Origin of the sequence: Dickeya dadantii NCPPB 898 (assembly GCF_000406145.1) — a bacterium.
Lineage (GTDB): Bacteria > Pseudomonadota > Gammaproteobacteria > Enterobacterales > Enterobacteriaceae > Dickeya > Dickeya dadantii.
In genome coordinates this window covers 13,186-38,707 of sequence record NZ_CM001976.1, presented here as the reverse complement: position 1 = coordinate 38,707, position 25,522 = coordinate 13,186, and the positions used below count along the sequence as shown (strand labels likewise).

Annotated in this window: 22 protein-coding genes and 1 rRNA gene; 11 read left to right on the top strand and 12 right to left on the bottom strand. The window is 55.5% G+C overall.

The genetic code is table 11. The features are described 5' to 3' along the window. The 4 genes from trmH (at position 1) to DDA898_RS00580 (ending at position 6,240) form a co-directional block, all read left to right on the top strand. On the top strand, positions 1 to 693 hold the full coding sequence (gene trmH / locus DDA898_RS00595) for a tRNA (guanosine(18)-2'-O)-methyltransferase TrmH (protein WP_038909861.1): 693 nt from the start codon (positions 1 to 3) through the stop codon (positions 691 to 693). Then, entirely contained in the window at positions 693 to 2,774 is a 2,082-nt protein-coding gene (recG, locus tag DDA898_RS00590) for an ATP-dependent DNA helicase RecG (protein WP_038909860.1), read from the top strand. Before trmH ends, recG begins: the two co-directional genes overlap by 1 nt. Positions 2,775 to 2,953: 179 nt before the next feature. After that, positions 2,954 to 4,342, top strand: a complete 1,389-nt coding sequence (locus DDA898_RS00585; RefSeq protein WP_013315741.1) for a nucleobase:cation symporter-2 family protein — start codon at positions 2,954 to 2,956, stop codon at positions 4,340 to 4,342. 155 nt (positions 4,343 to 4,497) lie between these two features. Next, positions 4,498 to 6,240: an AsmA family protein gene (locus DDA898_RS00580; protein ID WP_038909859.1), complete on the top strand. Its 1,743-nt coding sequence runs from the start codon at positions 4,498 to 4,500 to the stop codon at positions 6,238 to 6,240. A gap of 64 nt (positions 6,241 to 6,304) precedes the next feature. Here the strand turns inward: DDA898_RS00580 and fabY are convergent, their stop codons facing one another. The 4 genes from fabY to typA all read right to left on the bottom strand — a co-directional run bounded on the left by fabY (position 6,305) and on the right by typA (position 10,382). Further along, positions 6,305 to 7,246: a fatty acid biosynthesis protein FabY gene (fabY, locus tag DDA898_RS00575; RefSeq protein WP_013315739.1), complete on the bottom strand. Its 942-nt coding sequence runs from the start codon at positions 7,244 to 7,246 to the stop codon at positions 6,305 to 6,307. 33 nt (positions 7,247 to 7,279) lie between these two features. Then, positions 7,280 to 7,717, bottom strand: a complete 438-nt coding sequence (dtd, locus tag DDA898_RS00570) for a D-aminoacyl-tRNA deacylase (protein WP_013315738.1) — start codon at positions 7,715 to 7,717, stop codon at positions 7,280 to 7,282. A 7-nt stretch (positions 7,718 to 7,724) separates the two neighbouring features. Beyond that, a complete protein-coding gene (yihX, locus tag DDA898_RS00565; protein ID WP_038909857.1) occupies positions 7,725 to 8,336 on the bottom strand; it encodes a glucose-1-phosphatase in 612 nt (203 codons plus the stop codon). 222 nt (positions 8,337 to 8,558) lie between these two features. After that, positions 8,559 to 10,382: a ribosome-dependent GTPase TypA gene (gene typA, locus DDA898_RS00560; protein WP_013315736.1), complete on the bottom strand. Its 1,824-nt coding sequence runs from the start codon at positions 10,380 to 10,382 to the stop codon at positions 8,559 to 8,561. Between the two features lie 377 nt (positions 10,383 to 10,759). Between typA and glnA the strand changes: the two genes are divergently transcribed. The 4 genes from glnA to DDA898_RS22945 all read left to right on the top strand — a co-directional run bounded on the left by glnA (position 10,760) and on the right by DDA898_RS22945 (position 15,113). Next, a complete protein-coding gene (gene glnA, locus DDA898_RS00555) occupies positions 10,760 to 12,169 on the top strand; it encodes a glutamate--ammonia ligase (RefSeq protein ID WP_013315735.1) in 1,410 nt (469 codons plus the stop codon). A gap of 204 nt (positions 12,170 to 12,373) precedes the next feature. Continuing rightward, positions 12,374 to 13,423, top strand: coding sequence for a nitrogen regulation protein NR(II) (glnL, locus tag DDA898_RS00550; protein ID WP_013315734.1), 1,050 nt, complete (start codon positions 12,374 to 12,376; stop codon positions 13,421 to 13,423). Between the two features lie 8 nt (positions 13,424 to 13,431). Next, positions 13,432 to 14,844 carry a nitrogen regulation protein NR(I) gene (gene glnG / locus DDA898_RS00545; protein ID WP_013315733.1) on the top strand — a complete coding sequence of 471 codons (1,413 nt, stop codon included), beginning with the start codon at positions 13,432 to 13,434 and terminating at the stop codon, positions 14,842 to 14,844. A gap of 146 nt (positions 14,845 to 14,990) precedes the next feature. After that, positions 14,991 to 15,113 (top strand): YshB family small membrane protein, encoded by a 123-nt coding sequence (locus tag DDA898_RS22945; RefSeq protein WP_022635449.1) that lies wholly within the window; start codon positions 14,991 to 14,993, stop codon positions 15,111 to 15,113. A 75-nt stretch (positions 15,114 to 15,188) separates the two neighbouring features. On the opposite strand, the gene hemN is transcribed toward DDA898_RS22945, so the two are convergent. Together hemN and yihI are read right to left on the bottom strand one after the other, a co-directional pair. Beyond that, positions 15,189 to 16,562, bottom strand: a complete 1,374-nt coding sequence (gene hemN / locus DDA898_RS00540; protein ID WP_038909856.1) for an oxygen-independent coproporphyrinogen III oxidase — start codon at positions 16,560 to 16,562, stop codon at positions 15,189 to 15,191. A gap of 181 nt (positions 16,563 to 16,743) precedes the next feature. Further along, a complete protein-coding gene (gene yihI, locus DDA898_RS00535; RefSeq protein ID WP_038899916.1) occupies positions 16,744 to 17,277 on the bottom strand; it encodes a Der GTPase-activating protein YihI in 534 nt (177 codons plus the stop codon). A gap of 223 nt (positions 17,278 to 17,500) precedes the next feature. Between yihI and yihA the strand changes: the two genes are divergently transcribed. After that, positions 17,501 to 18,145, top strand: coding sequence for a ribosome biogenesis GTP-binding protein YihA/YsxC (gene yihA, locus DDA898_RS00530; protein ID WP_033111484.1), 645 nt, complete (start codon positions 17,501 to 17,503; stop codon positions 18,143 to 18,145). A 151-nt stretch (positions 18,146 to 18,296) separates the two neighbouring features. On the opposite strand, the gene spfP is transcribed toward yihA, so the two are convergent. The 5 genes from spfP to DDA898_RS00510 form a co-directional block, all read right to left on the bottom strand. Further along, positions 18,297 to 18,344, bottom strand: a complete 48-nt coding sequence (gene spfP, locus DDA898_RS23930) for a small protein SpfP (protein ID WP_071892919.1) — start codon at positions 18,342 to 18,344, stop codon at positions 18,297 to 18,299. A 265-nt stretch (positions 18,345 to 18,609) separates the two neighbouring features. After that, positions 18,610 to 21,444: a DNA polymerase I gene (gene polA, locus DDA898_RS00525; RefSeq protein WP_038909855.1), complete on the bottom strand. Its 2,835-nt coding sequence runs from the start codon at positions 21,442 to 21,444 to the stop codon at positions 18,610 to 18,612. Between the two features lie 378 nt (positions 21,445 to 21,822). Beyond that, on the bottom strand, positions 21,823 to 22,446 hold the full coding sequence (gene dsbA, locus DDA898_RS00520) for a thiol:disulfide interchange protein DsbA (protein WP_013315728.1): 624 nt from the start codon (positions 22,444 to 22,446) through the stop codon (positions 21,823 to 21,825). A gap of 22 nt (positions 22,447 to 22,468) precedes the next feature. After that, positions 22,469 to 23,455: a serine/threonine protein kinase gene (locus DDA898_RS00515; RefSeq protein WP_038909854.1), complete on the bottom strand. Its 987-nt coding sequence runs from the start codon at positions 23,453 to 23,455 to the stop codon at positions 22,469 to 22,471. 41 nt (positions 23,456 to 23,496) lie between these two features. After that, positions 23,497 to 23,766 carry a YihD family protein gene (locus DDA898_RS00510; RefSeq protein ID WP_038899912.1) on the bottom strand — a complete coding sequence of 90 codons (270 nt, stop codon included), beginning with the start codon at positions 23,764 to 23,766 and terminating at the stop codon, positions 23,497 to 23,499. A gap of 110 nt (positions 23,767 to 23,876) precedes the next feature. On the opposite strand from DDA898_RS00510, the gene mobA reads away from it, so the two are divergent. Together mobA and mobB are read left to right on the top strand one after the other, a co-directional pair. Next, entirely contained in the window at positions 23,877 to 24,452 is a 576-nt protein-coding gene (mobA, locus tag DDA898_RS00505) for a molybdenum cofactor guanylyltransferase MobA (RefSeq protein ID WP_038909853.1), read from the top strand. Next, positions 24,445 to 24,972 carry a molybdopterin-guanine dinucleotide biosynthesis protein MobB gene (gene mobB / locus DDA898_RS00500; RefSeq protein WP_038909852.1) on the top strand — a complete coding sequence of 176 codons (528 nt, stop codon included), beginning with the start codon at positions 24,445 to 24,447 and terminating at the stop codon, positions 24,970 to 24,972. Before mobA ends, mobB begins: the two co-directional genes overlap by 8 nt. A gap of 262 nt (positions 24,973 to 25,234) precedes the next feature. Here the strand turns inward: mobB and rrf are convergent. After that, positions 25,235 to 25,350, bottom strand: a 5S ribosomal RNA gene (gene rrf, locus DDA898_RS00495). Positions 25,351 to 25,522: the final 172 nt, after the last annotated feature.

Sequence of the window (25,522 nt, the reverse complement as noted above, 5' to 3'; positions counted from 1 at the left end):
ATGACCCCAGAACGTTATACGCGTATCCGCGAAATGCTTAACAACCGTCAGCCCGACCTGACCGTGTGCATGGAGCAGGTGCATAAGCCTCACAACGTATCCGCCGTTATTCGTACCGCCGATGCGGTTGGCGTGCATCAGGTGCACGCCGTGTGGCCCACCAACCGCATGAGGACCCTGGTGTCCACCGCTGCGGGCAGCAACAGTTGGGTACAGGTCGAAACCCACCGCACCGTTCAGGATGCGGTCGGCCATCTGAAAACGCAGGGGATGCAAATTCTGGCCACCAATCTGTCCGCCAGCGCGGTCGATTTCCGTGAAGTGGACTACACTCGTCCTACCTGCGTCCTGCTCGGGCAGGAAAAAACCGGCATCACCGCCGAGGCGCTGGCGCTCGCCGATCAGGACATCATCATTCCGATGGTCGGCATGGTGCAATCCCTGAACGTCTCGGTGGCTTCCGCCTTGATTCTGTACGAAGCGCAACGTCAGCGTCAGCTGGCCGGAATGTACCAACGCGAATGCAGCCCTCTGGATGAGGAAGAACAGCAGCGCCTGCTGTTTGAGGGCGGCTACCCGGTACTGGCCCGCGTCGCCAGACGCAAAGGACTGCCGCGCCCGTTCATCGACCATACCGGTCAGGTGATTGCCGACGCGCCCTGGTGGGCGGCGATGCAATCCACGGAGCAATAATGGACAGCCGCCTGCTGCATACCCAGCCGTTGAGCACCCTTGCCGGCGTCGGGGCCAGCCAGGCGGAAAAACTGGCCCGTCTCGGTCTGGAAACGGTACAGGATCTGCTGTTGCATCTGCCGTTGCGTTACGAAGACCGCACCCACCTTTACCTGATTAACGATGTGCTGCCGGGCATGTACGCTACCGTAGAAGGCGAAGTGCTGCGTAGCGATATCACCTTCGGTCGCCGCCGGATGCTGACCTGCCAGATCAGCGACGGCAGCGGTATGCTGACGCTACGCTTCTTTAATTTCAACGCCGCCATGAAAAACAGCCTGTCGCCGGGCCAGCGCGTGCTGGCGTATGGTGAGGTAAGGCGCGGTAAGCTGGGCGGTGAAATGATCCATCCGGAATACCGGGTGCAGGGCGAAAGCGCCACGGTTGAACTGCAGGAAACGCTGACGCCGGTGTACCCCACCACCGAAGGCATCCGGCAGGCTACGCTGCGCAAACTGACCGATCAGGCGCTGGAACTGCTGAATACCCACCCGATTGACGAACTGCTGCCTCAGGAGATGCGCCACGGGTTGATCAGCCTGCCGGATGCGTTGCGAACCCTGCACCGTCCGCCGCCGGATGTACAACTGACTGAGCTGGAGCAAGGCAAGCATCCGGCGCAGCAACGGCTGGTAATGGAAGAGCTGCTGGCACACCACCTGAGCATGCTGGCGGTACGGGCAGGCGCGCAACGCCACCGGGCGCTGGCGCTTGGACCCAAAGATAACCTAAAACAGCAGCTGCTGGCCGCCCTGCCGTTCAGCCCTACCGGTGCGCAACAGCGGGTGGTGGCGGAAATCGAACAGGATATGAACAAGCCGTTTCCGATGATGCGTCTGGTGCAGGGCGATGTAGGTTCCGGTAAAACGCTGGTGGCGGCGATGGCGGCGTTGCAGGCCATCGCTCACGGCAAACAGGTCGCGCTGATGGCGCCCACCGAACTGCTGGCCGAGCAGCACGCCGCCAACTTCCGCCGCTGGTTCGAGCCGCTGGGCGTCGAAGTCGGCTGGCTGGCGGGCAAGCAAAAAGGCAAGGCGCGGCAAGCGCAGCAGGAGGCTATCGCCAGCGGGCAGGTATCAATGGTGGTTGGCACTCATGCCATTTTTCAGCAACAGGTGCAGTTCAACGGTCTGGCGCTGGTGATTATCGACGAACAACATCGCTTTGGCGTGCATCAGCGGCTGGCGTTGTGGGAAAAAGGCGAAGAACAGGGGTTCCACCCTCACCAGTTGATCATGACCGCCACCCCCATCCCCCGTACGCTGGCGATGACTGCTTATGCCGACCTGGACACTTCGGTAATCGATGAACTGCCGCCGGGTCGCACGCCGGTTACCACCGTCGCGATTCCGGATACCCGGCGCGATGACATCATCCAGCGGGTACGCAACGCCTGTCTGCAGGAAGGACGGCAGGCCTACTGGGTCTGCACCCTGATCGAAGAATCCGAGCTGCTGGAAGCACAGGCGGCCGAAGCCACCTGCCAGGAACTGAAAGCGGCGTTGCCCGACCTCACGATCGGGCTGGTGCACGGTCGCATGAAAGCACAGGAAAAGCAGGCCGTCATGGCAGCGTTCAAAACCAATCAGTTGCACCTGCTGGTCGCCACTACGGTGATTGAAGTCGGGGTGGATGTGCCGAACGCCAGCCTGATGATCATCGAAAATCCGGAGCGGCTGGGGCTGGCGCAGCTGCATCAGCTGCGTGGCCGTGTCGGCCGCGGCGCGGTCGCATCCCACTGCGTGCTGCTGTACAAATCGCCGCTGAGCAAAACGGCTCAGATGCGACTGCAGGTCCTACGCGACAGCAACGACGGCTTCGTGATCGCCCAGCGCGATCTGGAAATCCGGGGGCCGGGCGAACTGCTGGGTACCCGTCAGACCGGCAACGCCGCCTTCAGGGTGGCGGATTTGTTGCGGGACCAGGCGTTGATTCCGCAGGTTCAGCGGGTGTCGCGTCATCTCCATGAACACTACCCGGAGCACGCCAGAGCGCTGATCGACCGCTGGTTGCCGGAACGTACCCGTTATACCAACGCCTGAGGGCGGTTCCGGCGCCGTTTTCTGTCGCCTCGCTTCAGGCCTGCATTTATCCCCATAGTTAACAAGGTATTATGCGCCGGCATATTCCGGTGATAAGAAAACCACATTCCGCAATCGATTGCTTTTACAGAGAAGATGATTAAAATGCGCTTTTTGCCGTTCAGGAGCGCCGCAATATCATGAGTCTTTCCACCACTGAGCTACCTCAGGCCGATGCCGCCACCCCGGCGAACAGCGAGCTGATTTACCGTCTGGAGGACCGGCCTCCTTTACCGCAAACCCTGTTTGCCGCCTGCCAGCACCTACTGGCGATGTTTGTCGCGGTGATTACCCCGGCGCTGCTGATTTGTCAGGCATTGGGCCTGCCGGCGCAGGATACCCAGCACATCATCAGCATGTCGCTGTTCGCTTCCGGCCTGGCGTCCATTCTGCAAATCAAGACCTGGGGGCCGGTCGGTTCCGGCCTGTTGTCCATTCAGGGCACCAGCTTCAACTTCGTCACCCCGCTGATCATGGGCGGCATGGCGTTGAAAAACGGCGGCGCGGATGTGCCGACGATGATGGCGGCGCTGTTCGGCACTCTGATGGTTGCGTCCTGCACGGAAATCCTGCTGTCGCGTGTGTTGCATCTGGCGCGCCGCATCATCACGCCGCTGGTTTCCGGCATCGTCGTTATGATTATCGGCCTGTCGCTGATTCAGGTTGGCCTGACCTCGATCGGCGGCGGCTTTGCCGCCATGAGCAACCACACCTTCGGCGCGCCGAAGAACCTGCTGCTGGCGGCCATCGTGCTCGCGGTGATCATCATCCTGAACCGCCAACGCAACCCTTACCTGCGCGTAGCATCACTGGTGATCGCCATGGCCGTCGGTTATCTGGCCGCCTGGCTGATGGGCATGCTGCCGGAAAGCGCCGGGACGTCCAGCCATGCGCTGATTAACGTGCCGACCCCGCTGTACTACGGCCTTGGCTTTGACTGGAATCTGCTGATCCCGCTGATGCTGGTGTTCATGGTGACCTCGCTGGAAACCATCGGCGACATCACCGCCACTTCCGACGTGTCTGAACAGCCGGTCAGCGGCCCGCTGTACATGAAGCGTCTGAAAGGCGGCGTGCTGGCTAACGGCCTGAACTCCTGCCTGTCTGCGGTGTTCAATACCTTCCCCAACTCCTGCTTCGGCCAGAATAATGGCGTGATTCAGCTGACCGGTGTTGCCAGTCGGTATGTAGGTTTCGTGGTGGCGCTGATGCTGATCGTGTTGGGCTTGTTCCCGGCGGTAAGCGGTTTTGTACAGCACATTCCTGAGCCGGTGCTGGGCGGCGCGACCATCGTGATGTTCGGCACCATCGCCGCATCCGGGGTGCGCATTGTGTCCCGCGAACCGCTCAACCGTCGCGCCATCATGATCATCGCGCTGTCGCTGGCCGTCGGTCTGGGCGTCTCCCAGCAGCCGCTGATTCTGCAGTTCGCGCCGGAATGGCTGAAAACGTTGCTGTCGTCGGGTATTGCTGCGGGCGGTATCACAGCGATCGTGTTGAATCTGGTCTTTCCTCAGGAAAAAGAGTAAGCCGCGCTTCCAGAAATTTTTCGTCTTACGTGATAATAAGGGCCGATGGTGTAACATCGGCCCTTATTTATTGTCTGTAATAAGTTACCTGTTGAGACGATTGAATAATTACGGCATAACACGTTCATCCCTTGCGACTGGCGCGGACTTAAGCAATGAAACTTATCGGGAAACTTCTTCTCACACTGCTGTTACTGGCGCTGCTGGCTGTAGTGGTGCTGTATGTACTAGCCCAGACTGAATGGGGCGCCAGACATATCAGTCAGTGGGTTAATCAACGCACCGAATACCAGGTGTCATTCAGAAAAATGGCGCATGACTGGTCCTCCCCCGGGCGCATTCAATTGTTGGACGTCAGTTTCGGTCATAAAGATCAACCCGTTACACTGGTCGCACAAAGCGTAGCTATGGGATTCAGCGTGCGCCAGATTACCGAGCCGCGCCATTTTTCCAGCCTGATGCTGGAAGGCGGCACCCTCAATCTGGGCCAGACCGGCTTTACGTTGCCGATTGAAGCCGATGTTCTGCAACTGAAAGCCATGGCGCTGCATGCGCAGGACGGCGACTGGCGATTGAGAGGCGAACAGGTGACGGGCGGGATTACGCCGTGGCAGCCGGAACCCGGCTATCTGCTGGGTAAAAAGGCGGCGTTCCAGCTCAGCGCGCACTCGCTGCTCCTCAACGACCTGCCGGCCAGCAAGGTATTGGTGCAAGGGCAGTTCAATAATCAGCAGCTGACGCTGGAAAACTTCGGCGCCGATGTGGCGCGAGGCGAGCTAACGGGCAACGCTTCCCGCGCGGAAGACGGCAGTTGGCTTGTCAATAACCTGCGGCTGAGCAATGTCCGGTTGCAAACCCGGCAGTCGATGGCGGATTTCTGGCAACCGGTGACTCGCTTGCCGGCGGTAACCGTCAATCGCTTTGATCTGATCGATGCCCGTATCGAAGGGCAAAACTGGGCGTTCACCGATCTGGACGTCACCCTGCAAAACGTGACCTTCCGGCAGAATGACTGGCAGAGCGACGACGGTTCGCTGTCATTCAACGCCACCGATATCGTCAACGGCAACATGCACCTGGTCGACCCAATCGTCAGTCTGGATTTGTCGAAACAGGGCGTGAATATCAAACAGTTCTCTACCCGTTGGGAAGGCGGTCTGCTGCGTACCAGCGGCAACTGGCAGCGCAGCAACCAGCGGCTGACGCTGGATGAGCTGGTGGTGGCCGGCATGGAATACACGCTGCCGGCAGACTGGCGCCAACGCTGGCAGCAAACATTGCCCGACTGGCTGGCGGAAGTGGAACTGCGGAAATTCACCGCCAATCATAACCTGCTGATTGACATCAACCCGGCGTTTCCCTTCCAGCTTACCGCGCTGGATGGCGTCGGCAGCAATCTGTTGCTGGCGCGCAACCACCAGTGGGGCGTGTGGCAAGGCGCGCTGACCCTGAACGCCAGTGACGCCACCTTCAACAAGGTCGATGTTCGCCGTCCGTCGCTGGCGCTGAACGCCAACGACAACCAGATCACTCTGACGGACCTGAGCGCGTTTACCCAGAGTGGTTTGCTGGAGGCCAAAGCGGTGATTGCGCAGCAGCCCGCCAGGGCCTTTACGCTGGATTTGACCGGCAAAGCAGTGGCGTTCGATGTCCTGACCCGCTGGGGCTGGCCTGTACCGGCAACCACGCCCACCGGCAACACCAACCTGCAGTTACACCTGAACGGCCGGCTGGAAGCGGCAAGCCCGCTTAGACCGACGCTCAACGGTACGCTGCAAGGCATTGACAGCGCCGGGCACGCCATCAGCCAGGCAATGCATCAGGGAACGACGGCAGACAGCGCGCCAGCCACGTCGACTCCGCCGCCGGCACCCGCAGCGCCAGCCGCACAGCCTTAAACGCAGCACAGCATAAAAACAAACAGCCACCGTCATGGTGGCTGTTTCACATCCGGTTTCAGGATTAGCGAATGGCAGAACCGCCCTGTTCCAGCAATTCATTAGGATCCGGCGGCAGCACGATGTAGATACCTTCAAACACCGCGCCTTTTTTATCATTACCAAACAGTTCCACCTGCAATTGCACCCGTGCTTTGCGCCCGCGCGCCAGCCGATCCAGATCGCCGCTCAGCGACCCCAAATCCGCCACCGCGCTGGGGCGACCGGTCACCGGCGTACTGTAGCGGATATGCGCATCCGCCAGAATAATAGTGCCGCCCAGTTGCCGCTCGCGCAGTAGCAGCCAGATCAAGCCCCATCCGGTCAGCGTCGCCAGCGAGAACATGCTGCCGGCGAACAACGTATGATGCGGGTTCTGGTTCCCCGTCTCCGGCATGGTGGTAATAAACTTCTGTCCGGTGTACTGACTGATGCGTACACCCATTTTTTCGCTGAGAGGAATGTGGTTGTACCACGCCTGCTGCAACTGACCACACCAGTCCGGACGATGCAGAATGTCATCCAGCGTCGCCACCGGTTTAATCATCAAAAAATGGCGTACCGGCGTGGTCATCGGCGTGGTGATTTCCCCCTGATTGACAAAGCCAAGGCGGGAGAAAAACGCCATTGCATCTTCGCGGGCGCTACACACCACCCGCTTCACGCCTTCCTGACGTGCGACCGACTCCAGCGCCATCGCCATTAGCGTCCCCAGGCCCTTGCGCTGTACGTCAGGGTGCACCGCCAGAAACCGGATCGAGGCTTCATTGTCGGCATTAATAGAGAGACGCCCTACCGCGACCAGCTTTCCGTGCCCATCGACAATGGTTTGATGGTGCGCTAACGCATCATAGGCATCCCGTTCGGAACCGAGCGGCTGATGCAGCGGTTTACGCAACATTTCCCAGCGGAACTGGTAATAAGCATCCAGCTCTTCGGCGCTTTCAGGCACTCTCAGGTAATACATAACCGCCCCTCTCAACGCATGCTTAATTGCAGCCTAGACCTGCAACCAGAAGGTTACCGGCCCATCATTTACCAGAGATACTTTCATGTCCGCGGCAAACCGGCCGGTTTCCGTCGTCAGCCCACGCTCACGACACTGGCCGACAAAATACTGATACAGTCGATCGGCTTCGGCAGGCGCCGCGCCGCGGGAAAAGCTGGGGCGCATGCCCTTTTGCGTATCCGCCGCCAGCGTAAACTGCGACACCACCAGCAAACTGCCGCCGGCTTGCTGAACGTTCAGATTCATCTTGCCGTTGTCATCACTGAAAATCCGATAGCCGATCACCTTTTCGCATAAACGGGCCGCCTTCTGTTCGTCGTCGTCCTGCTCTACGCCCAGCAATACCAGCAGCCCGTGATCAATTTCCCCGACTATCGCGCCGTCTACCGCCACGCTCGCGCCGGATACCCGCTGAATTAATGCGATCATAACGACCTTACGACTCCTGCTTAAAAACCTGACTGGCAAAAAAATCCGGCACCACCTGCCGATCGCTAACCAGAATAGAACGGATGCCCAATGCATTCGCCGCGTCCACATTGGCGGCATTGTCGTCAAAAAAGAGCGCCTCGCTGGCGTCAACGCCTTCTTCACGCAGAACATGGTGATAAATCGCCGCCTCCGGTTTGCGCTGGCCGATATCCTGCGACAGATAAAGCCGGTCCACGGCTTGCTGAACTTCAGGGTATTCACCCGGCCAGAATTGACAGTGCAAGCGATTGGTATTGGAGAGTATTACCACGCGATGCCCTTCCTGCCGCAAACGATGCATGATATCGATCACATCTTTGCGTACACCTATGAAAATTGCCTGCCAACCGGTCGAGAACTGCTCAAAACTGAGCGTAATCCCCAGTTCATTACACAGTCGCGACGCAAACTCCTCATCGCTGATTTCACCGCGCTCATGCTGTTCAAAGGTGTTCCCCAGAACAAAACGTTCACGCAGCGCTGCCAGCGGCGCGCCGCTCAGACTGCTCCACACCCCCACAACACGATTGAAATCAATATCAATCACCACATTACCTAAATCAAAGATATACAGCATGCGTCCTCCAGATTGGCCAGTAGGGTTTTCACTGTAGCGAGAAAAATCCGTGCTGAACAGGGAGGATAAGCAGGATCATAATAAGGTCAAAAATGGTGCAAATTCGGTCCGGGGCGAATACCGGACGCGTAGAAAAAAATAAAGGCCCCAAAGTGGGGCCTTATCGCAAGGCAGCTCGGTCAAATACCGTATTCCGCCTGATGTATCACTCAAAATAGTGAATTATTCGTCCTTGGCGGAGCGGTTCGCACGACGACGATCGTTTTCCGTCAGGTGACGTTTACGCAGACGGATAGAGGTCGGCGTAACTTCAACCAGTTCGTCGTCATCGATGAACTCCAGCGCCTGCTCCAGCGTCATTTTCACCGGCGGCACCAGTACGGTAGCTTCGTCAGTACCGGAAGCACGCATGTTGGTCAGCTTCTTACCGGTCAGACAGTTAACCGTCAGGTCGTTGGAACGGGTATGAATACCGATGATCTGGCCTTCGTACACTTCGGCACCGTGGCCCAGGAACAGTTTGCCGCGATCTTGCAGACTGAACAGCGCATAGGCAACCGCTTTACCCTGACCATTGGAGATCAGTACGCCATTCTGACGCTGGCCGATTTCACCCGGACGGATGTCATCATAGTGACTGAACGTGGAGTACAGCAGACCGGTACCGGAAGTCATGGTCATGAAATCGGTACGGAAGCCGATCAGACCACGGCTCGGGATCACGTAATCCAGACGTACGCGACCTTTGCCGTCCGGAATCATGTCACGCATTTCGCCTTTGCGCAGACCCAGCGCTTCCATCACCGAGCCCTGATGCTGCTCTTCGATATCCACGGTCACCTGCTCGAACGGCTCCTGACGGCGGCCATCGATGGTGCGGAAGATAACTTTCGGGCGGGATACCGCCAGTTCGAAACCTTCACGACGCATGTTCTCGATCAGAACAGACAGATGCAGTTCGCCACGGCCGGACACGCGGAACGCATCCGGGTCTTCCGTTTCTTCCACACGCAGCGCCACGTTGTGCACCAGTTCTTTGCGCAGGCGATCCAGAATCTGACGGGACGTGACGTATTTGCCTTCCTTGCCGCAGAACGGCGAGGTGTTAACGCAGAAATACATGGTCACAGTCGGCTCATCTACCGACAGCGCCGGCAACGCTTCCACGCAGGACGTTTCGCAGATAGTGTCGGAAATGTTCAGCTCGCCCAGGCCGGTGATGGCGATGATGTCGCCAGCTTCAGCCAGTGTGCTTTCGATACGTTGCAGGCCCAGATGACCCAGTACCTGGCTCACTTTACCGTTACGTACCTTGCCTTCGCTGTCGATGATGCTGACCTGCTGGTTCGGTTTCACCACGCCGCGTTTGATACGGCCGATGCCGATAACGCCAACGTAGTTGTTGTAATCCAACTGGGAGATCTGCATCTGGAACGGGCCGTTGAGGTCGACATTCGGCGCTTCAACGTGTTTCACGATGGCTTCGAACAGCGGAGTCATGTCTTCCGCCATATCGTTATGATCCAGACCGGCGATGCCGTTCAGCGCGGACGCATAAACGATCGGGAAGTCCAGCTGCTCATCGGTGGCACCCAGATTCACGAACAGGTCGAAGACCTGATCGACCACCCAGTCAGGACGCGCGCCAGGGCGGTCAACCTTGTTGATGACAACGATCGGCTTCAGGCCATAGGCAAAAGCTTTCTGGGTCACGAAACGCGTCTGCGGCATTGGGCCGTCCATCGCGTCTACCAGCAGCAGTACAGAGTCCACCATGGACATCACGCGTTCTACCTCGCCGCCGAAGTCGGCGTGTCCCGGGGTATCCACGATATTGATGCGGTAGTCGTTCCAGTTGATGGCGGTGTTTTTGGCGAGGATGGTAATTCCGCGCTCTTTTTCCAAGTCATTGGAGTCCATAACACGTTCGGTGGCTTCGTTACGCTCACCCAACGTACCGGACTGTTGCAGCAGCTTGTCGACCAGGGTAGTTTTTCCATGGTCAACGTGCGCAATAATAGCGATGTTACGCAAATTTTCGATCACAGCTTTGCCTCAGGCATTTTAGAAATAGCGCGCTATTGTACACGTATTAATCGAGCGACTGAACAAGATCACAATCATCTTCCACAAACAACCTGCTGATGCCGGGTCTGTGCTCCCTTTCACGGTGCAATAAAGCAGCACCCCTCGAATCAAAAGCACCATTTTGGTGCAACAACACCAAAATGGTGCTCCATGGTGGTGCGGTTAACTATCTTGGTGCAGTAGAGGGGGACACAAAAAACCAGCAGGAATGCCTGTTAGAACCATTCATAAAAGTTGGCACAGTTTTAGCTATAACCTTTGTACGGTAACAACATCATTATTCCACAACGATATTCGTTCCACGACGATAAATGACACAATCGGGAGAACCAAGTATGTCAGTAGAACACGTTTTGACGATGCTGAATGAACATGAGGTGAAGTTTGTTGACCTTCGCTTCACGGACACCAAAGGTAAAGAACAGCACGTCACTATTCCGGCCCACCAGGTTAATGCTGACTTCTTCGAAGACGGCAAAATGTTTGATGGTTCCTCGATTGGCGGCTGGAAAGGCATCAACGAATCCGACATGGTGTTAATGCCGGACGCAACTACTGCGGTTCTGGATCCGTTCTTCGAAGAATCGACCCTGATCATCCGTTGTGACATTCTGGAACCGGGCACCATGCAGGGCTATGACCGCGACCCGCGCTCCATCGCCAAACGCGCTGAAGACTTCCTGCGCTCTTCCGGCATCGCCGATACCGTGCTGTTCGGGCCTGAGCCGGAATTCTTCCTGTTCGATGACGTGCGTTTCGGCAGCAGCATCTCCGGTTCCCACGTTGCTATCGACGACATCGAAGGCGCCTGGAACTCCAGCACCAAATACGAAGACGGCAACAAAGGCCACCGTCCGGCTGTGAAAGGCGGTTACTTCCCGGTTCCGCCGGTAGATTCTGCGCAGGACCTGCGTTCCGCCATGTGTCTGACCATGGAGCAGATGGGCCTGGTCGTTGAAGCGCATCACCACGAAGTAGCGACCGCTGGTCAGAACGAAGTGGCTACCCGCTTCAACACCATGACCAAGAAAGCCGACGAAATCCAGATCTACAAATATGTCGTGCACAACGTGGCGCACGCCTTCGGCAAAACCGCAACCTTCATGCCGAAACCGATGTTCGGTGATAACGGTTCCGGTATGCACTGCCACATGTCTCTGGCTAAAGACGGTACTAACCTGTTCTCCGGCGACAAATACGGCGGCCTGTCCGAAACTGCGCTGTACTACATCGGCGGTGTGATCAAACACGCTAAAGCCATCAACGCGCTGTCCAACCCGACCACCAACTCCTACAAGCGTCTGGTTCCGGGTTACGAAGCGCCGGTTATGCTGGCTTACTCCGCTCGTAACCGTTCTGCTTCTATCCGTATTCCGGTGGTATCCAGCCCGAAAGCTCGCCGTATCGAAGTGCGCTTCCCGGACCCGGCCGCCAACCCGTACCTGTGCTTCGCCGCACTGCTGATGGCCGGTCTGGACGGCATCATCAACAAGATTCACCCGGGCGATGCCATGGACAAGAACCTGTACGATCTGCCGCCGGAAGAAGCGAAAGAGATCCCGACCGTAGCCGGCTCTCTGGAAGAAGCGCTGAACGCCCTGAATGCAGACCGCGAGTTCCTGACCCGTGGCGGCGTATTCACCGACGACGCGATCGATGCTTACATCGAACTGCGTATCGCTGAAAACGACCGTGTTCGCATGACGCCGCATCCGGTTGAGTTCGAACTGTACTACAGCGTGTAATTCCCGCGCTTGGACGGCAGGACGAAGAAAATGATGTTCACATTGCCGTCCGATAACCGTTTTCTGTTTATGTTTATTTTTGTTGCCGTGGAAACTTTTCAGCCCATCTTCGGATGGGCTTTTTTCTCCACAAGACATCTTACAGTTGCTACTTAAACTACAATCCAGAATAGTGTGCACTAAAATGGTGCGGGAGTCTGCGTTATGGCAACAGGCACGCTGCCCGATGCTGGGCAGATCCTCAATTCTTTAATAAACAGCATCTTATTGCTGGATAAAGATCTGGCTATCCACTACTCCAACCCGGCGGCGCAACAACTTCTGGCCCAAAGCTCACGCAAACTGTCTGGAACGCCACTGCCGGAGTTGCTCGGTTACTTTTCGTTGAATCTCGACTTGATGCGGGAAAGTCTCGACTCGGGGCAAGGCTTTACCGATAACGAAGTCACCCTCGTGGTGGATGGCCGGGCGCATATCATGTCGCTGACGGCACAGCGCATTCAGCACGACTTTATCCTGCTGGAAATGGCGCCGATGGATAACCAACGCCGTCTCAGCCAGGAACAACTGCAACACGCGCAACAGCAGGCCGCTCGCGACCTGGTGCGCGGTCTGGCGCATGAAATCAAGAACCCGCTCGGCGGCCTGCGCGGCGCGGCGCAGCTACTGTCCAAAGCGCTGCCGGACCCGGCGCTGATGGAATACACCAAGGTGATTATCGAACAGGCCGATCGCTTGCGTAATCTGGTTGACCGTCTGCTCGGCCCGCAACAGCCCGGCCTGCACGTCACGCAAAGCATTCACCAGGTGGCCGAACGGGTATTCCAGCTGGTGTCGATGGAAAAAGCGGACAACGTGACGCTGGTGCGTGACTACGACCCCAGCCTGCCGGAACTGATGCACGACCCGGATCAGATAGAACAGGTACTGCTGAACATTACCCGCAATGCCATGCAGGCGCTGGGGGAAGAAGGCGGCACCATCACCATCCGCACCCGTACCGCGTTTCAGCTGACGCTGCATGGCGTGCGTTACCGTCTGGTCGCCCGTATCGACATCGAAGACGATGGTCCCGGCGTGCCTGCTCATCTGCAGGATACGCTGTTCTATCCAATGGTGAGCGGCCGCGAAGGCGGCACTGGGCTGGGCTTATCGATTGCCCGCAACCTTATCGATCAACATTCCGGAAAAATTGAATTTAACAGTTGGCCAGGTCATACCGAATTCTCGGTTTATCTGCCCATTCGCCAGTGAGGTTCACGATGCAACGAGGGATAGTCTGGATTGTCGATGACGATAGCTCCATCCGTTGGGTGCTTGAACGTGCGCTTACCGGGGCGGGCTTAACCTGCGCAACCTTTGATAACGGCACTCAGGCGTTAAATGCGCTGACCACCCAAACGCCGGATGTACTGCTGTCGGATATCCGCATGCCCGGCATGGACGGGTTAGCGTTGCTGCAACAGATTAAACAGCGTCACCCCATGCTGCCGGTCATCATCATGACCGCCCATTCCGATTTGGACGCCGCGGTCAGCGCCTATCAGCAAGGGGCGTTCGATTATCTGCCCAAACCGTTTGATATCGACGAAGCGGTGGCGCTGGTTGAGCGCGCCATCAGCCATTACATGGAACAACAGCAACCGGTGCGCAGTCAGCCTATTAGCGGGCCGACCACCGATATCATCGGCGAAGCGCCGGCCATGCAGGACGTATTCAGGATTATCGGCCGGCTTTCCCGTTCGTCGATTAGCGTGCTGATCAATGGCGAGTCCGGCACCGGTAAAGAACTGGTGGCTCATGCGCTGCACCGCCACAGTCCACGCGCCAAAGCGCCGTTTATCGCGCTGAATATGGCGGCCATTCCCAAAGATCTGATCGAGTCGGAACTGTTCGGCCATGAAAAAGGCGCGTTTACCGGCGCCAATCAGATTCGACAAGGGCGTTTCGAACAGGCTGACGGCGGCACGCTGTTTCTCGATGAAATCGGCGACATGCCGCTGGATGTGCAAACCCGCCTGCTGCGCGTGCTGGCCGATGGTCAGTTCTATCGCGTCGGCGGCTATGCGGCAGTGAAGGTGGACGTGCGTATCATCGCCGCCACTCATCAGAATCTGGAGTTACGGGTTCAGGAAGGCAAATTCCGCGAAGACCTGTTCCACCGTCTGAACGTGATTCGCGTCCATTTACCGCCGCTGCGCGAACGCCGGGAAGACATTCCGCGTCTGGCGCGCTACTTCCTGCAGGCGACCGCCAGAGAGCTGGGGGTGGAGCCGAAAAACCTGCACCCGGAAACCGAAGCGGCGCTAACCCGCCTGCCCTGGCCGGGTAACGTGCGTCAGTTGGAGAATACCTGCCGCTGGCTGACCGTGATGGCCGCCGGACAGGAAGTCCTGATTCAGGACCTGCCGCCGGAACTGTTTGAAACCACCGCGCCGGATGCCACCGTGCATGTCATGCCCGACAGCTGGGCTACGTTGCTGGCGCAGTGGGCCGATCGCGCGCTGCGTTCCGGTCATCAAAACCTGCTGGCCGAAGCGCAGCCGGAAATGGAACGCACGCTGCTGACAACCGCGTTACGCCATACGCAGGGGCACAAACAGGAAGCGGCAAGGCTACTCGGTTGGGGGCGAAATACCCTGACGCGCAAGCTAAAGGAACTGGGCATGGAGTAGCGGCAATTCGCCGTTTTACCCGTCACCGGTCACCGCCTGATAGTGGCGATAAAAAGTGCAATATAACGTACAAATTCGCCACTATTTTATACTTTACTTGCGTCGCGCCAGCAGTATGATCGTGTCGCTGACTGGAGAGGGTAACCATGCTGGAATCCATTTTTTCTGCCGTGACGCACGGCGCTGAAATCAGCAGTGCGGTGGGTCATTCATCGCAAACTGCGATTGCAGCCGTGTTGTGCGCGGCACTGATCAATTTCTTCAGCTAATCTCACTGCTGACAAGAAACCGGAAAACCGCCAGTCATGCCGACTGGCGGTTTTCTTTTATTATTCCAGGTTGGCTCAAATAACCCGAGAAAACTGACGTTCACGCATCTTGCTGCGCAGATACACGTCAAAACACATGCAGATATTACGGATCAACAGACGCCCTTTGGGCGTTACCTGAATGCGATCTGGCAGAATATCCACCAGCCCGTCCTGCGCCATTGGTGCCAGCAACACCAGGTCTTCGCGGAAATACTCGCCAAACGACAGACCATACGCCTGCTCAATCGCGGCAAATTCCAACTGAAAATGACAAATCAACGCCTTTATTACGTCACGGCGTAGACAATCATCCCGGGTCAGGGCCAAACCACGCCACAATGCGTGACCATGCTGTTCAACGTCAGCGTAGTACTGCTTCAATTCTTTCTGGTTCTGGGCGTAGCTGTCGCCAATCATACTGATGGCGGAGACACCCAGCCCCAGCAAATCGGTATCGCCCTGGGTGGTATACCCCTGGAAATTGCGATGCAGTTTTCCTTCGCGTTGCGCCACCGCCAGTTCGTCGTCCGGCCGGGCGAAATGATCCATGCCGATGAACTGGTAACCCGCTGCGGTCAGGCTTTGAATGGTCTGCTGCAAGATCGCCAGCTTTTGCTCCGCATCCGGCAGATCGGCCTCTTTGATCTTGCGCTGGGCGGCAAACAGACTGGGCAAATGCGCATAGTTGAATACGCTAAGACGGTCCGGGCGCAGCGCCGCCACCCGCTGCAGGGTAAAGGCAAAGCTGTCCGGCGTCTGCTTTGGCAAACCGTAGATCAGGTCGATATTGGTGGAGGCGAACCCCAGCGCTTTGGCCCGCTCGATCAGCGCAAAAATAAAGGCTTCATCCTGCTCGCGATTGACCAGGCGCTGCACCTCTTTATTGAAGTCCTGCACCCCCATACTGAGGCGATTGAACCCTTCAGCGCGCAAATGATCGAGCACATCCAGTTCAATTTCCCGCGGGTCCACTTCCAGCGACATTTCGGCCTGTTCGGCAAAATGGAAATACTGGCGCAGCAACCCCATCAGGCGGCTAATCTGTGTTTTGTTCAGAAAGGTCGGCGTGCCGCCGCCCCAATGCATCTGAGTGACGACACGGCCGGCAAACAATGGCGCGCGTTGGCGGATTTCCAGCGCCAGCCGGTCAAGATACTCATCCGCCTTGTGCAACTGACGAGTCACCAGCTTATTGCAGCCACAGAAGTAGCACAGGCGGTGACAGAACGGGATATGCAGGTACAGCGACAGTGGCCGGTTAGGGTAACGGGCCACTGCCTGAGCAAAAGCGGCGTTGTCATAACTATCGCTGAATTCCAGCGCGGTAGGATAAGAAGTGTAGCGCGGCCCCGAATAGTTGTATTTCTGGATCAGGGATAAATCCCAGTCTATGGTTTGTTCGGGCATGCTGCTCACTCCTTCCGGTAACCGATCCTCGCCGCACGGCGCGAAGGCAGCCGACGCTGCCCGGCCAATACGGCACGCTGTAATCTGTCTTTCCGTTTAGACAGGCACCACAGTTTAACCAACAGGCCGCCCAAAAAACACAGAACCAGTAAGGTTATGAGCAGAAACAGCGCTTTCAGCATCAATAGCCGTCTTTCGGATTACCGCGACGGAGCAGTTGCAGCATATCCTCTTCCTGCTCTTCGTCTTCCTCGTCATCGTCCAGACTGATGCCCAATTGCTCCATCAGAATATCGATACGATCCAGCGTCTCATCCAGCCAGGATTGTTCTTTGGCCGACAGCGTTTCGCCTTTTTCCAGACGGTCCAGCAATGCATCCAGACGCGGATCATTCTCCAGCATTTCCAGCTCGTCCTGCGGCGACTGGCGAACGGGTTTTTCTGCCGCCGGCACCGGCGCTTTCACCGCTACGGCCGTACCTTCCGGCAGCAACGACACCGGTTTTTTGCTGCCAATACGCGGGTCTTTCGCCTTGCCGGAAGCGGCGTTTTGCTGGTGGTCGCCGGACGGCTGAGCACGACTTCCCGCTGCATGGCCACGGTGTTTTTTCTGGCGTTTGCGGTCGCGAGCTTCCAGATCCAGCTGCTCACGGCTTTTTCTTTTGATCTTCGGTGCGGAGGCTTTGCGTTCCGCCCCTTTTGATGGTTGTTTCATAGCGTCAATCTCGGGTTCAGATGAGCGAATATAAGGAGAATTGCGGCGGAATCTAGCAGAAAGCATACCAATAAAAAAGTGCTCCAAGAGCTCTGTGCTGGTTTTATTTTTTCAGTCTGTTAAGACGGTAACACCCCGACAAAAACAGATAAACTCCGCCTTTCTTATCAGTTGCAGGTATAATCAGCCACATAACACCGTGATCCAGATAGAGACGCAAACTGTGACCCAACAATACAACTACCATGTGACCCATTTCGTCACCAGCGCGCCGGACATTCGTCATCTTCCTGCCGACAGCGGTATTGAAGTCGCTTTTGCCGGCCGTTCCAACGCGGGCAAATCCAGCGCGCTCAATACGCTGACCAACCAGAAAAGTCTGGCCCGCACCAGTAAGACACCGGGTCGAACCCAGCTTATCAACCTGTTTGAAGTGGCCGATGGCGTACGCCTGGTCGATTTGCCTGGCTATGGCTATGCCGAAGTGCCGGAAGAGATGAAACGCAAATGGCAACGTGCGCTTGGCGAATACCTGCAAAAACGTGACTGCCTGAAAGGACTGGTGGTATTGATGGATATCCGTCACCCGCTCAAGGATCTGGACCAGCAGATGCTGGAGTGGGCCGTTGATGTCGGTTTGCCGGTGCTAGTGCTGCTGACCAAAGCCGACAAGCTGGCTCAGGGCGCCCGCAAATCCCAGTTGAACATGGTGCGGGAAGCGGTGTTGCCGTTCATGGGGGATATTCAGGTTGAAGCGTTTTCTTCGCTGAAAAAAACCGGTGTAGATAAATTACGTCAGAAATTAGATAGCTGGTTCAGTACGTTGCCGTCAGCAGAGTTGCAATCTCAGCCAGAATCCGACTTGTAATACATCGGTAAATCCTTCCCGACAGAATCACTATCCCGATGGCTACCGGCTGATTGCTCCGCCGGTAGCATAGGTTTTTGTTATCCAGTGAATCCGCCATCCAGACAATAAAAAACGCCCCGGTCAGAAACCCGACCGGGGCGGCTAACATTCAGCCAAATCCGATTACGTGAAGTAAAAGGTCTGAAAGATAGAACATCTTACCTCTGTACCCTACGCGTTTAACTCTACCCCATTTCCTTTCTGGAAAAAAGGTTTTTTTGTTGTTTAATTTCATAAAAATCGGTGATGAATTAAACAAACCCAAACCGGGTCACACAATCCTGTAGTTTAATTACAGAATTGCTTAGGATTCAGCTGAAAAAACCAACATAAAAAATAAAGACGATATTTCTTATGGTATTCATGGAAAAAATCAGCATAACAGCCAGAATCAGTCTGACCAGACTCTTTCACCAGATAGCTTAATGAGCCTGATCCCAGTTACTACCGGTACCGATATCCACCTGCAACGGCACGTCCAGCTGCATGCAACCTTCCATCAGGTTGCGTATTTTCGCACTGGCTTCGTCCAGTACCGAGTGATGCACTTCAAACACCAGTTCATCGTGTACCTGCATCAGCATCGTCACCAACGGCTTTTCCTGCCGTAACCAGGCATCAATGGCAATCATCGCTTTTTTGATGATGTCCGCCGCAGTGCCCTGCATCGGCGCATTGATGGCCGCCCGTTCCGCTGCCTTGCGGCTATTGACGTTGCGGGAATGAATATCCGGCAAATAGAGACGGCGGCCATCCAGCGTGGACACATATCCTTGATCCGCCGCCTGCTGACGAGTGCGCTCCATGTACTCCTGCACGCCCGGGTAACGCTCAAAATAGAGGTTCATATATTTTTGAGCTTCGCTACGCGGAATAGCCAGCTGGCGGGACAAACCAAATGCGCTCATGCCGTAAATCAAACCAAAATTGATGGCTTTGGCGCTGCGGCGCTGTTCGGTGGTCACCCTGTCGAGCGGCAGACCGAATACCTCGGCAGCCGTAGCGCGGTGAATATCCAGACCGTGGGAAAACGCCCTCAGCAATCCGGCATCCCGCGACAGATGCGCCATGATGCGCAATTCGATTTGCGAGTAGTCCGCCGCCAGAATACGGTATCCCTCCGGTGCAATGAACGCCTGACGGATGCGCCGACCTTCTTCATTACGCACCGGAATGTTCTGCAGGTTAGGATCGCTGGAGGATAGACGCCCGGTTGCCGTTACCGCCTGATGATAGGAAGTGTGCACCCGCCTGGTCAGCGGATTGATCATCTGCGGCAGTTTATCCGTGTAAGTGGATTTCAGTTTCGCCAGCCCACGATGCTCCAAAATCAGCTTCGGCAGTGGATAATCCAGCGCCAGCTCGGCCAACACTTCTTCATTGGTGGAAGGCGCGCCTTTCGGGGTTTTTTTGATGACCGGCAACTGCAGTTTTTCGTACAGAATGGCGCCTAGCTGTTTGGGAGAAGACAAATTGAAGGCTTCCCCCGCCAGCTCATGCGCTTGCACTTCCAGCTCCGCCAGACGTTGCGTCAGCTCCCGCGAATGCTCCGCCAGAATCGTGGTATCGATAAGCACCCCGGTGCGCTCTATGCGCGACAAAACCGGCACCAGCGGCATATCGATATTCTGGAATACCTTGCGCAGTTCCTGCTGCGGCTCCAGCTTCGCCCATAGCGTCTCGTGCAGACGCAGTGTCACATCGGCATCTTCAGCCGCGTAGACAGATGCCTGCGCCAGCGGAATTTGATCGAACGTCAGCTGGTTTTTGCCCTTACCGGCAATCTCTTCAAACGTGATGGTCTTATGCTGCAAATAACGCTCCGACAGGCTGTCCATGTCATGACGGCCGGCCACACTATCGAGTACATACGACTCCAGCATGGTGTCAAAGGCAATGCCGCGCAGGTCGATGCCATAGCGAGCCATCACGCCTTTATCAAACTTCAGGTTTTGCCCGATCTTGCGAATACCGTCATCTTCCAGCAGCGGCTTCAGCAGCGCCAGCACCCGATCGCGATCCAACTGCGTGGACATTCTCGTCGCAGGCGATACCGTGCTGCTGTAAATATTACTGGAGTAAACTCTCGACGTAATATGCCCTAATGGCAGATAAGCCGCTTCGCCTGGTTTAATCGCCAACGACACGCCCACCAAATTGGCGGTCAGGGTATCAAGACCATCGGTTTCGGTATCGAACGAGAACAGAGCGGCGGTTTTTATCCGCTCAAGCCAATCCAGCAGCACTTTCTCATCGAGAATGGTGACGTAGCCATCCTGGGACAGCACGCTGGCCGCTTCTTTCGGCGTTGCTTCCACCGTCGCTTTAACAAACGGCACCGCAGGCTGGCTCTTTCTACCACCCTGCAACCATTTGCCGTCTTCCACATCCGCCAGCCAGCGTTTGAACTCATAACGGGTGAACAATTCGTGCAATTCCGCCACATCCGGCTCATTCACCGTCAGTTGTTCGCAACCCAGTTCCAGTTCAACATCCGTTTTGATCGTGGCCAGTTGGTAGGAGAGGTAAGCCAACTCTTTGTTCTGTTCCAGCTTGGCTACCATGGTCTTGGCACCCCGAAAGGTCAGGCTCGCGATCTTATCCAAATCGGCATATAGGGTATCCAGCCCTCCCAACCCTTGCAGTAATGCCTGTGCGGTTTTTTCACCCACGCCCGGCACACCGGGAATGTTATCGGAGGAATCCCCCATCAGAGCCAGAAAATCAATGATCAGCGACGGCGGAATACCGTATTTGGCACAGACCTCATCCGGCCCCAGAATGGTGTTGTTCATGGTGTTGATCAGCGTGATATTTGGCGTCACCAATTGCGCCATGTCCTTGTCGCCGGTGCTGATCAAAACCGGTTTGCCCACACGCTCCGCCTGCTGCGCCAGCGTTCCAATCACATCATCCGCCTCTACGCCGGACACGGAGAGCAACGGCAACCCCATCGCTTTCACCATGCGGTGCAACGGTTCAATCTGAGCGCGCAGATCATCCGGCATCGGCGGCCGGTGAGATTTGTAGTGCTCAAACAAATCATCACGAAACGTCTTACCCTTCGCGTCAAACACCACCGCGACATGACTGGGATGGTATTGCTGCAACAAACTGCGCAACATGTTGAGCACGCCATACATCGCGCCGGTCGGTTCGCCGGCACCGTTGGTCAGTGGGGGGAAGGCATGATAGGCGCGGTACAGGTACGATGAACCGTCAACCAGAATGAGGGGATTCTCTGCTATTTGAACCATGATATTTCGCGATCGTTGTTTTCTGACATGAAGTTAAGGATGCCATAGCTGACAGTCAGAGACGAATACTAACGCTCGCTCATTACGCTTTTTGCACAATGCTTCGCAAAAAACCTGTGGATAACTTTGTGCATAGAAATTGAAAGATAATTAACAGAGATATCAATAGAAGTAGAATGCATATGTAATTATTTATTAATCAAAGCGTTAGGATAAAAACATTGACATTGCAGTTATATCAAGGCGTTGTTATTGATGTGGATATATATGAAATCGAAATTCTGGGCGGTAAGCAGAAATGTCCAGACGTTACCATTGGCGCAGAAACAAAAACGCCACACGTGGTAAAACGTATGGCGCAGAGAAGCGGCAGAAAGCTTATTTCTGAGAGAGCAGGAATTTCACTACATCAGCATATTGTTTGACGTAGTTGTCCATAGAGCTGGTATCAAGCCCATCGCTTTTTATCATATATTTGCCGTTCACGAACACGGCCGGAACCCCTCGCAGCTGTAGATCGGCAGCCGCTTTCTCCTGCTGAGCAACCAGAGATTTCACCACGAAGCTATTCAGGGCGCTGTCATAATCTTCAGCTTTTACGCCAGCCGCCACAAAGACCTGACGAATGTCTTGAGGTTGTTTCACGGTCTGAGTCTTCTGAACCGCATCAAACATCAGCGGGCTGACTTTGTCTTCCACACCCAGAGCAATCGCTACCGCCCAGGCCTGAGTCAGTTCCTTGCCCAATTCTCCCAGAAAATCGACATGGTATTTGGTCAGCTTGGCATCGGCCGGCAGCGCTTTCTGAATGGCGTCAGGAATATGGTAAACCTGAGCAAACTGATAACAGTGCGGGCAATAGAATGAGAAGAACTCCAGCACCTGAGGGGATTGAGGAACCGGTTTATCCAGCGTGGCATACTGTTTGCCATCGGAAAAATCAGCTGCTGACGCACTGAACGCCAACACCATGCCAGCCAGCGCAAGCCATAATTTCTTCATATCAACGTTATCTCCATAAGTGTCAGTACATCGGTGTCAGCTGCAGCGGTGGTTCCTGCAACAGCCTTACCTGTTCAGTAAAAATAGTGGCCTGCTTTGCCCAGAAATCAGCTTCCTGCATCCATGGAAAACTACGAGGAAAAGCAGGGTCATGCCAACGACGAGCTACCCAGGCCAGATAGTGAACCATACGCATAGCGCGTAGCGGTTCAATCAATGCCAGCTCCGCTTCATCAAAAGAGGCGAACTCACTGTAGGCATCCAGCAAAATATCCAGCTGGATGCGCTGCTCTTGACGATCTCCATGTAACAGCATCCAGAGATCCTGCACCGCCGGGCCATTACGCGCATCGTCCAGATCGACAAACAATGGGCCATCACGCCAAAGAATATTACCGGGATGGCAGTCGCCGTGCAGGCGTCTGGCTTGCCAGTGCGTATTCCAGTGCAGTTTTACTTCATCAATCAGCCGGGTCGTCACCGTTAGAAACGGCGCTTTTTGCGCGTCGGAAATCAGGGAGCTGTCAGTTAACGTGACCAGCGGGTCATCAAGGTATTCCAGCAACCCGATAGTAGGGCGGGTTGAAAACAGATTTCGACTACCGGTCTGATGAATTCGGCCCAGATAACGCCCAACCTCCTCCAGTTGGTCGTCATTGTCCATTTCATACTGACGCCCGCCCACGCTGGGAAACACAGCAAACCAGAAACCATCATGCTCATGCAGCGTATTGCCCTGTAGGGCCAGCGGCGCTACAACCGGCACTTCATCATCGAATAACTCGGCCGCAAAATGATGTTCTTCGTTAATCTGGGCAGCATTCCAACGTTGCGGCCGATAAAACTTCACCACATAACGTTTACGTTCTTCATCACTGAACTGATAAACCCGATTTTCATAGCTATTAAGCGCTGTCAGGCCGGAATCGACACGGATATCCACAGACCAGAGCGCATCCATGACGACATCCGGCGACAGTGTATGAAAATTGAATACGGAATCATGCATGACAGGCACCGTTCCATTGCATCGGACTATGAGTGAAGCCGCTAATCCTTGATAACGCCACGGGCACGCAGTAATGCGGTTTTGAAATCTTCTTCATAATCTTTCTGCAAGCCGGGAATAGGCTGTGCGCTATCTGCGTCACGCAATTTTAAATGATAAATAAGGATATCATCAGTCAAATCACTAAGCGCCCCCTCGAACCCGGCTTCCTGTGCAAGTTTTTGTAAAAATTGCACCAAATTTAAATCCGGCTCTTTTTGCCAGGCCGGGTGCAGCAGTTCAATCAATTCATTTAAACGATGGCATTTCATTATCACTACCTCAAATATCAATGACTGTTTATCTAGTATGGGGAAAGGGCTTGGCCTCGCGCCATACTTTTCCGACAATAACGCATCAAATCATTATGGATGCCAATACGATGATAACAGGTGTGATTCTGGCCGGCGGCCAGTCATCCCGTATGGGAGGAAACGATAAGGGGTTGATTGAACTGGAAGGTAAGCCGCTCTATCAGCACGTTCTTGATCGCCTTAAGCCGCAGGTCGATACCTTGCTTATCAACGCCAATCGTCATCAGGAACGCTATCAGCAAAGCGGTTATCCGGTGATCGGTGATATTAACCGTAACTTTTCTGGCCCGCTGGCCGGTATTTTTACCGGGTTAAGCCTCGCCAAAACAGACTGGGTCGTGTTTGTTCCCTGCGATGTCCCCGCGTTACCTGTTGACCTGGTTTCCCGGTTACTGCTGTTAAATGATAATTATCTTGCCGCCTATGCCACGGATGGGTCTCGCGAGCATCCGACATTATTGGCGATCCACACCTCGCTGATTGGGAAGCTGGAGGCTTATCTGAGCAACGGCGATCGGAAATTGATGCTGTTTCTGGAGCAGATAGAAGCAAAAGCCGTCTCTTTTGCAGATCAACCTTTATCATTTCGTAATCTCAATACGCCAGAGGATCTGGCTCGCTGGCAGGAGCCACACCATGACTGAGATACCACTTCTGGCTATTACCGCTCATAGCGGTACTGGCAAAACCACTTTACTGAAGCAGCTCATCCCATTGCTTAACGCAATGGGGATCCGGGTGGGTATCATCAAGCATACTCACCACGATATGGATGTCGATAAACCGGGTAAGGACAGCTATGAACTGCGCAAGGCCGGTGCTGACCAGACTTTGGTTGCCAGCAACACTCGCTGGGCGTTGATGACCGAAACACCGGAACAGCAGGAACCCGATCTATACTTCCTGGCCAGCAGAATGGACAGCTCAAAGCTGGATTTGATTCTGGTTGAAGGCTTCAAACATGAACCCGTCGATAAAATTCTGCTTTACCGTCACGGGCCAGGAGGTGATATCGCGGCGTTGATCGACGCCGACACGCTGGCCGTGGCCACCGATACCGCCTTAACCCTTGCCCTGCCCTGTCTGGATCTCAACCAGCCGGCGCAGATCGCCGTATTTATCCGTGACTGGCTGCGAAGGAGAACCGGCGCTGCCGGAGACTGAAGCGAGATGATTATTCTGTTTGTGCAGAGTGCTAAAAAACCGCGGAGAGAGGGAGATAAAGAGAAGGCCTTGCAGGGAAAAAGCGACAGGGCCACAGCGCAGACGCGCGACACTACGCGGGGGAGAGCACAAGACCGGACCTGCCCGGACCGTAAAACCACCCCACCGGGCCGCCGCCTGTCCGGACCGCCATCCCGTAACGCCGGCTTCCCGGCCCCATAGCAAAAAACCCCCGGCGTTAACCGGGGGTTCCTTATATGATGCCTGGCAGTTCCCTACTCTCGCATGGGGAGACCCCACACTACCATCGGCGCTACGGCGTTTCACTTCTGAGTTCGGCATGGGGTCAGGTGGGACCACCGCGCTGTCGCCGCCAGGCAAATTCTTTTCATTCCCGCCGTCACACCATCCGTGCAACCACAGGAACCAATCCATCGAACAAGCCAAATATCGTCGTCTCTCACCAAAAACACCTTCGGTGTTGTAAGGTTAAGCCTCTCGGGTCATTAGTACTGGTTAGCTCAACGTATCGCTACGCTTACACACCCAG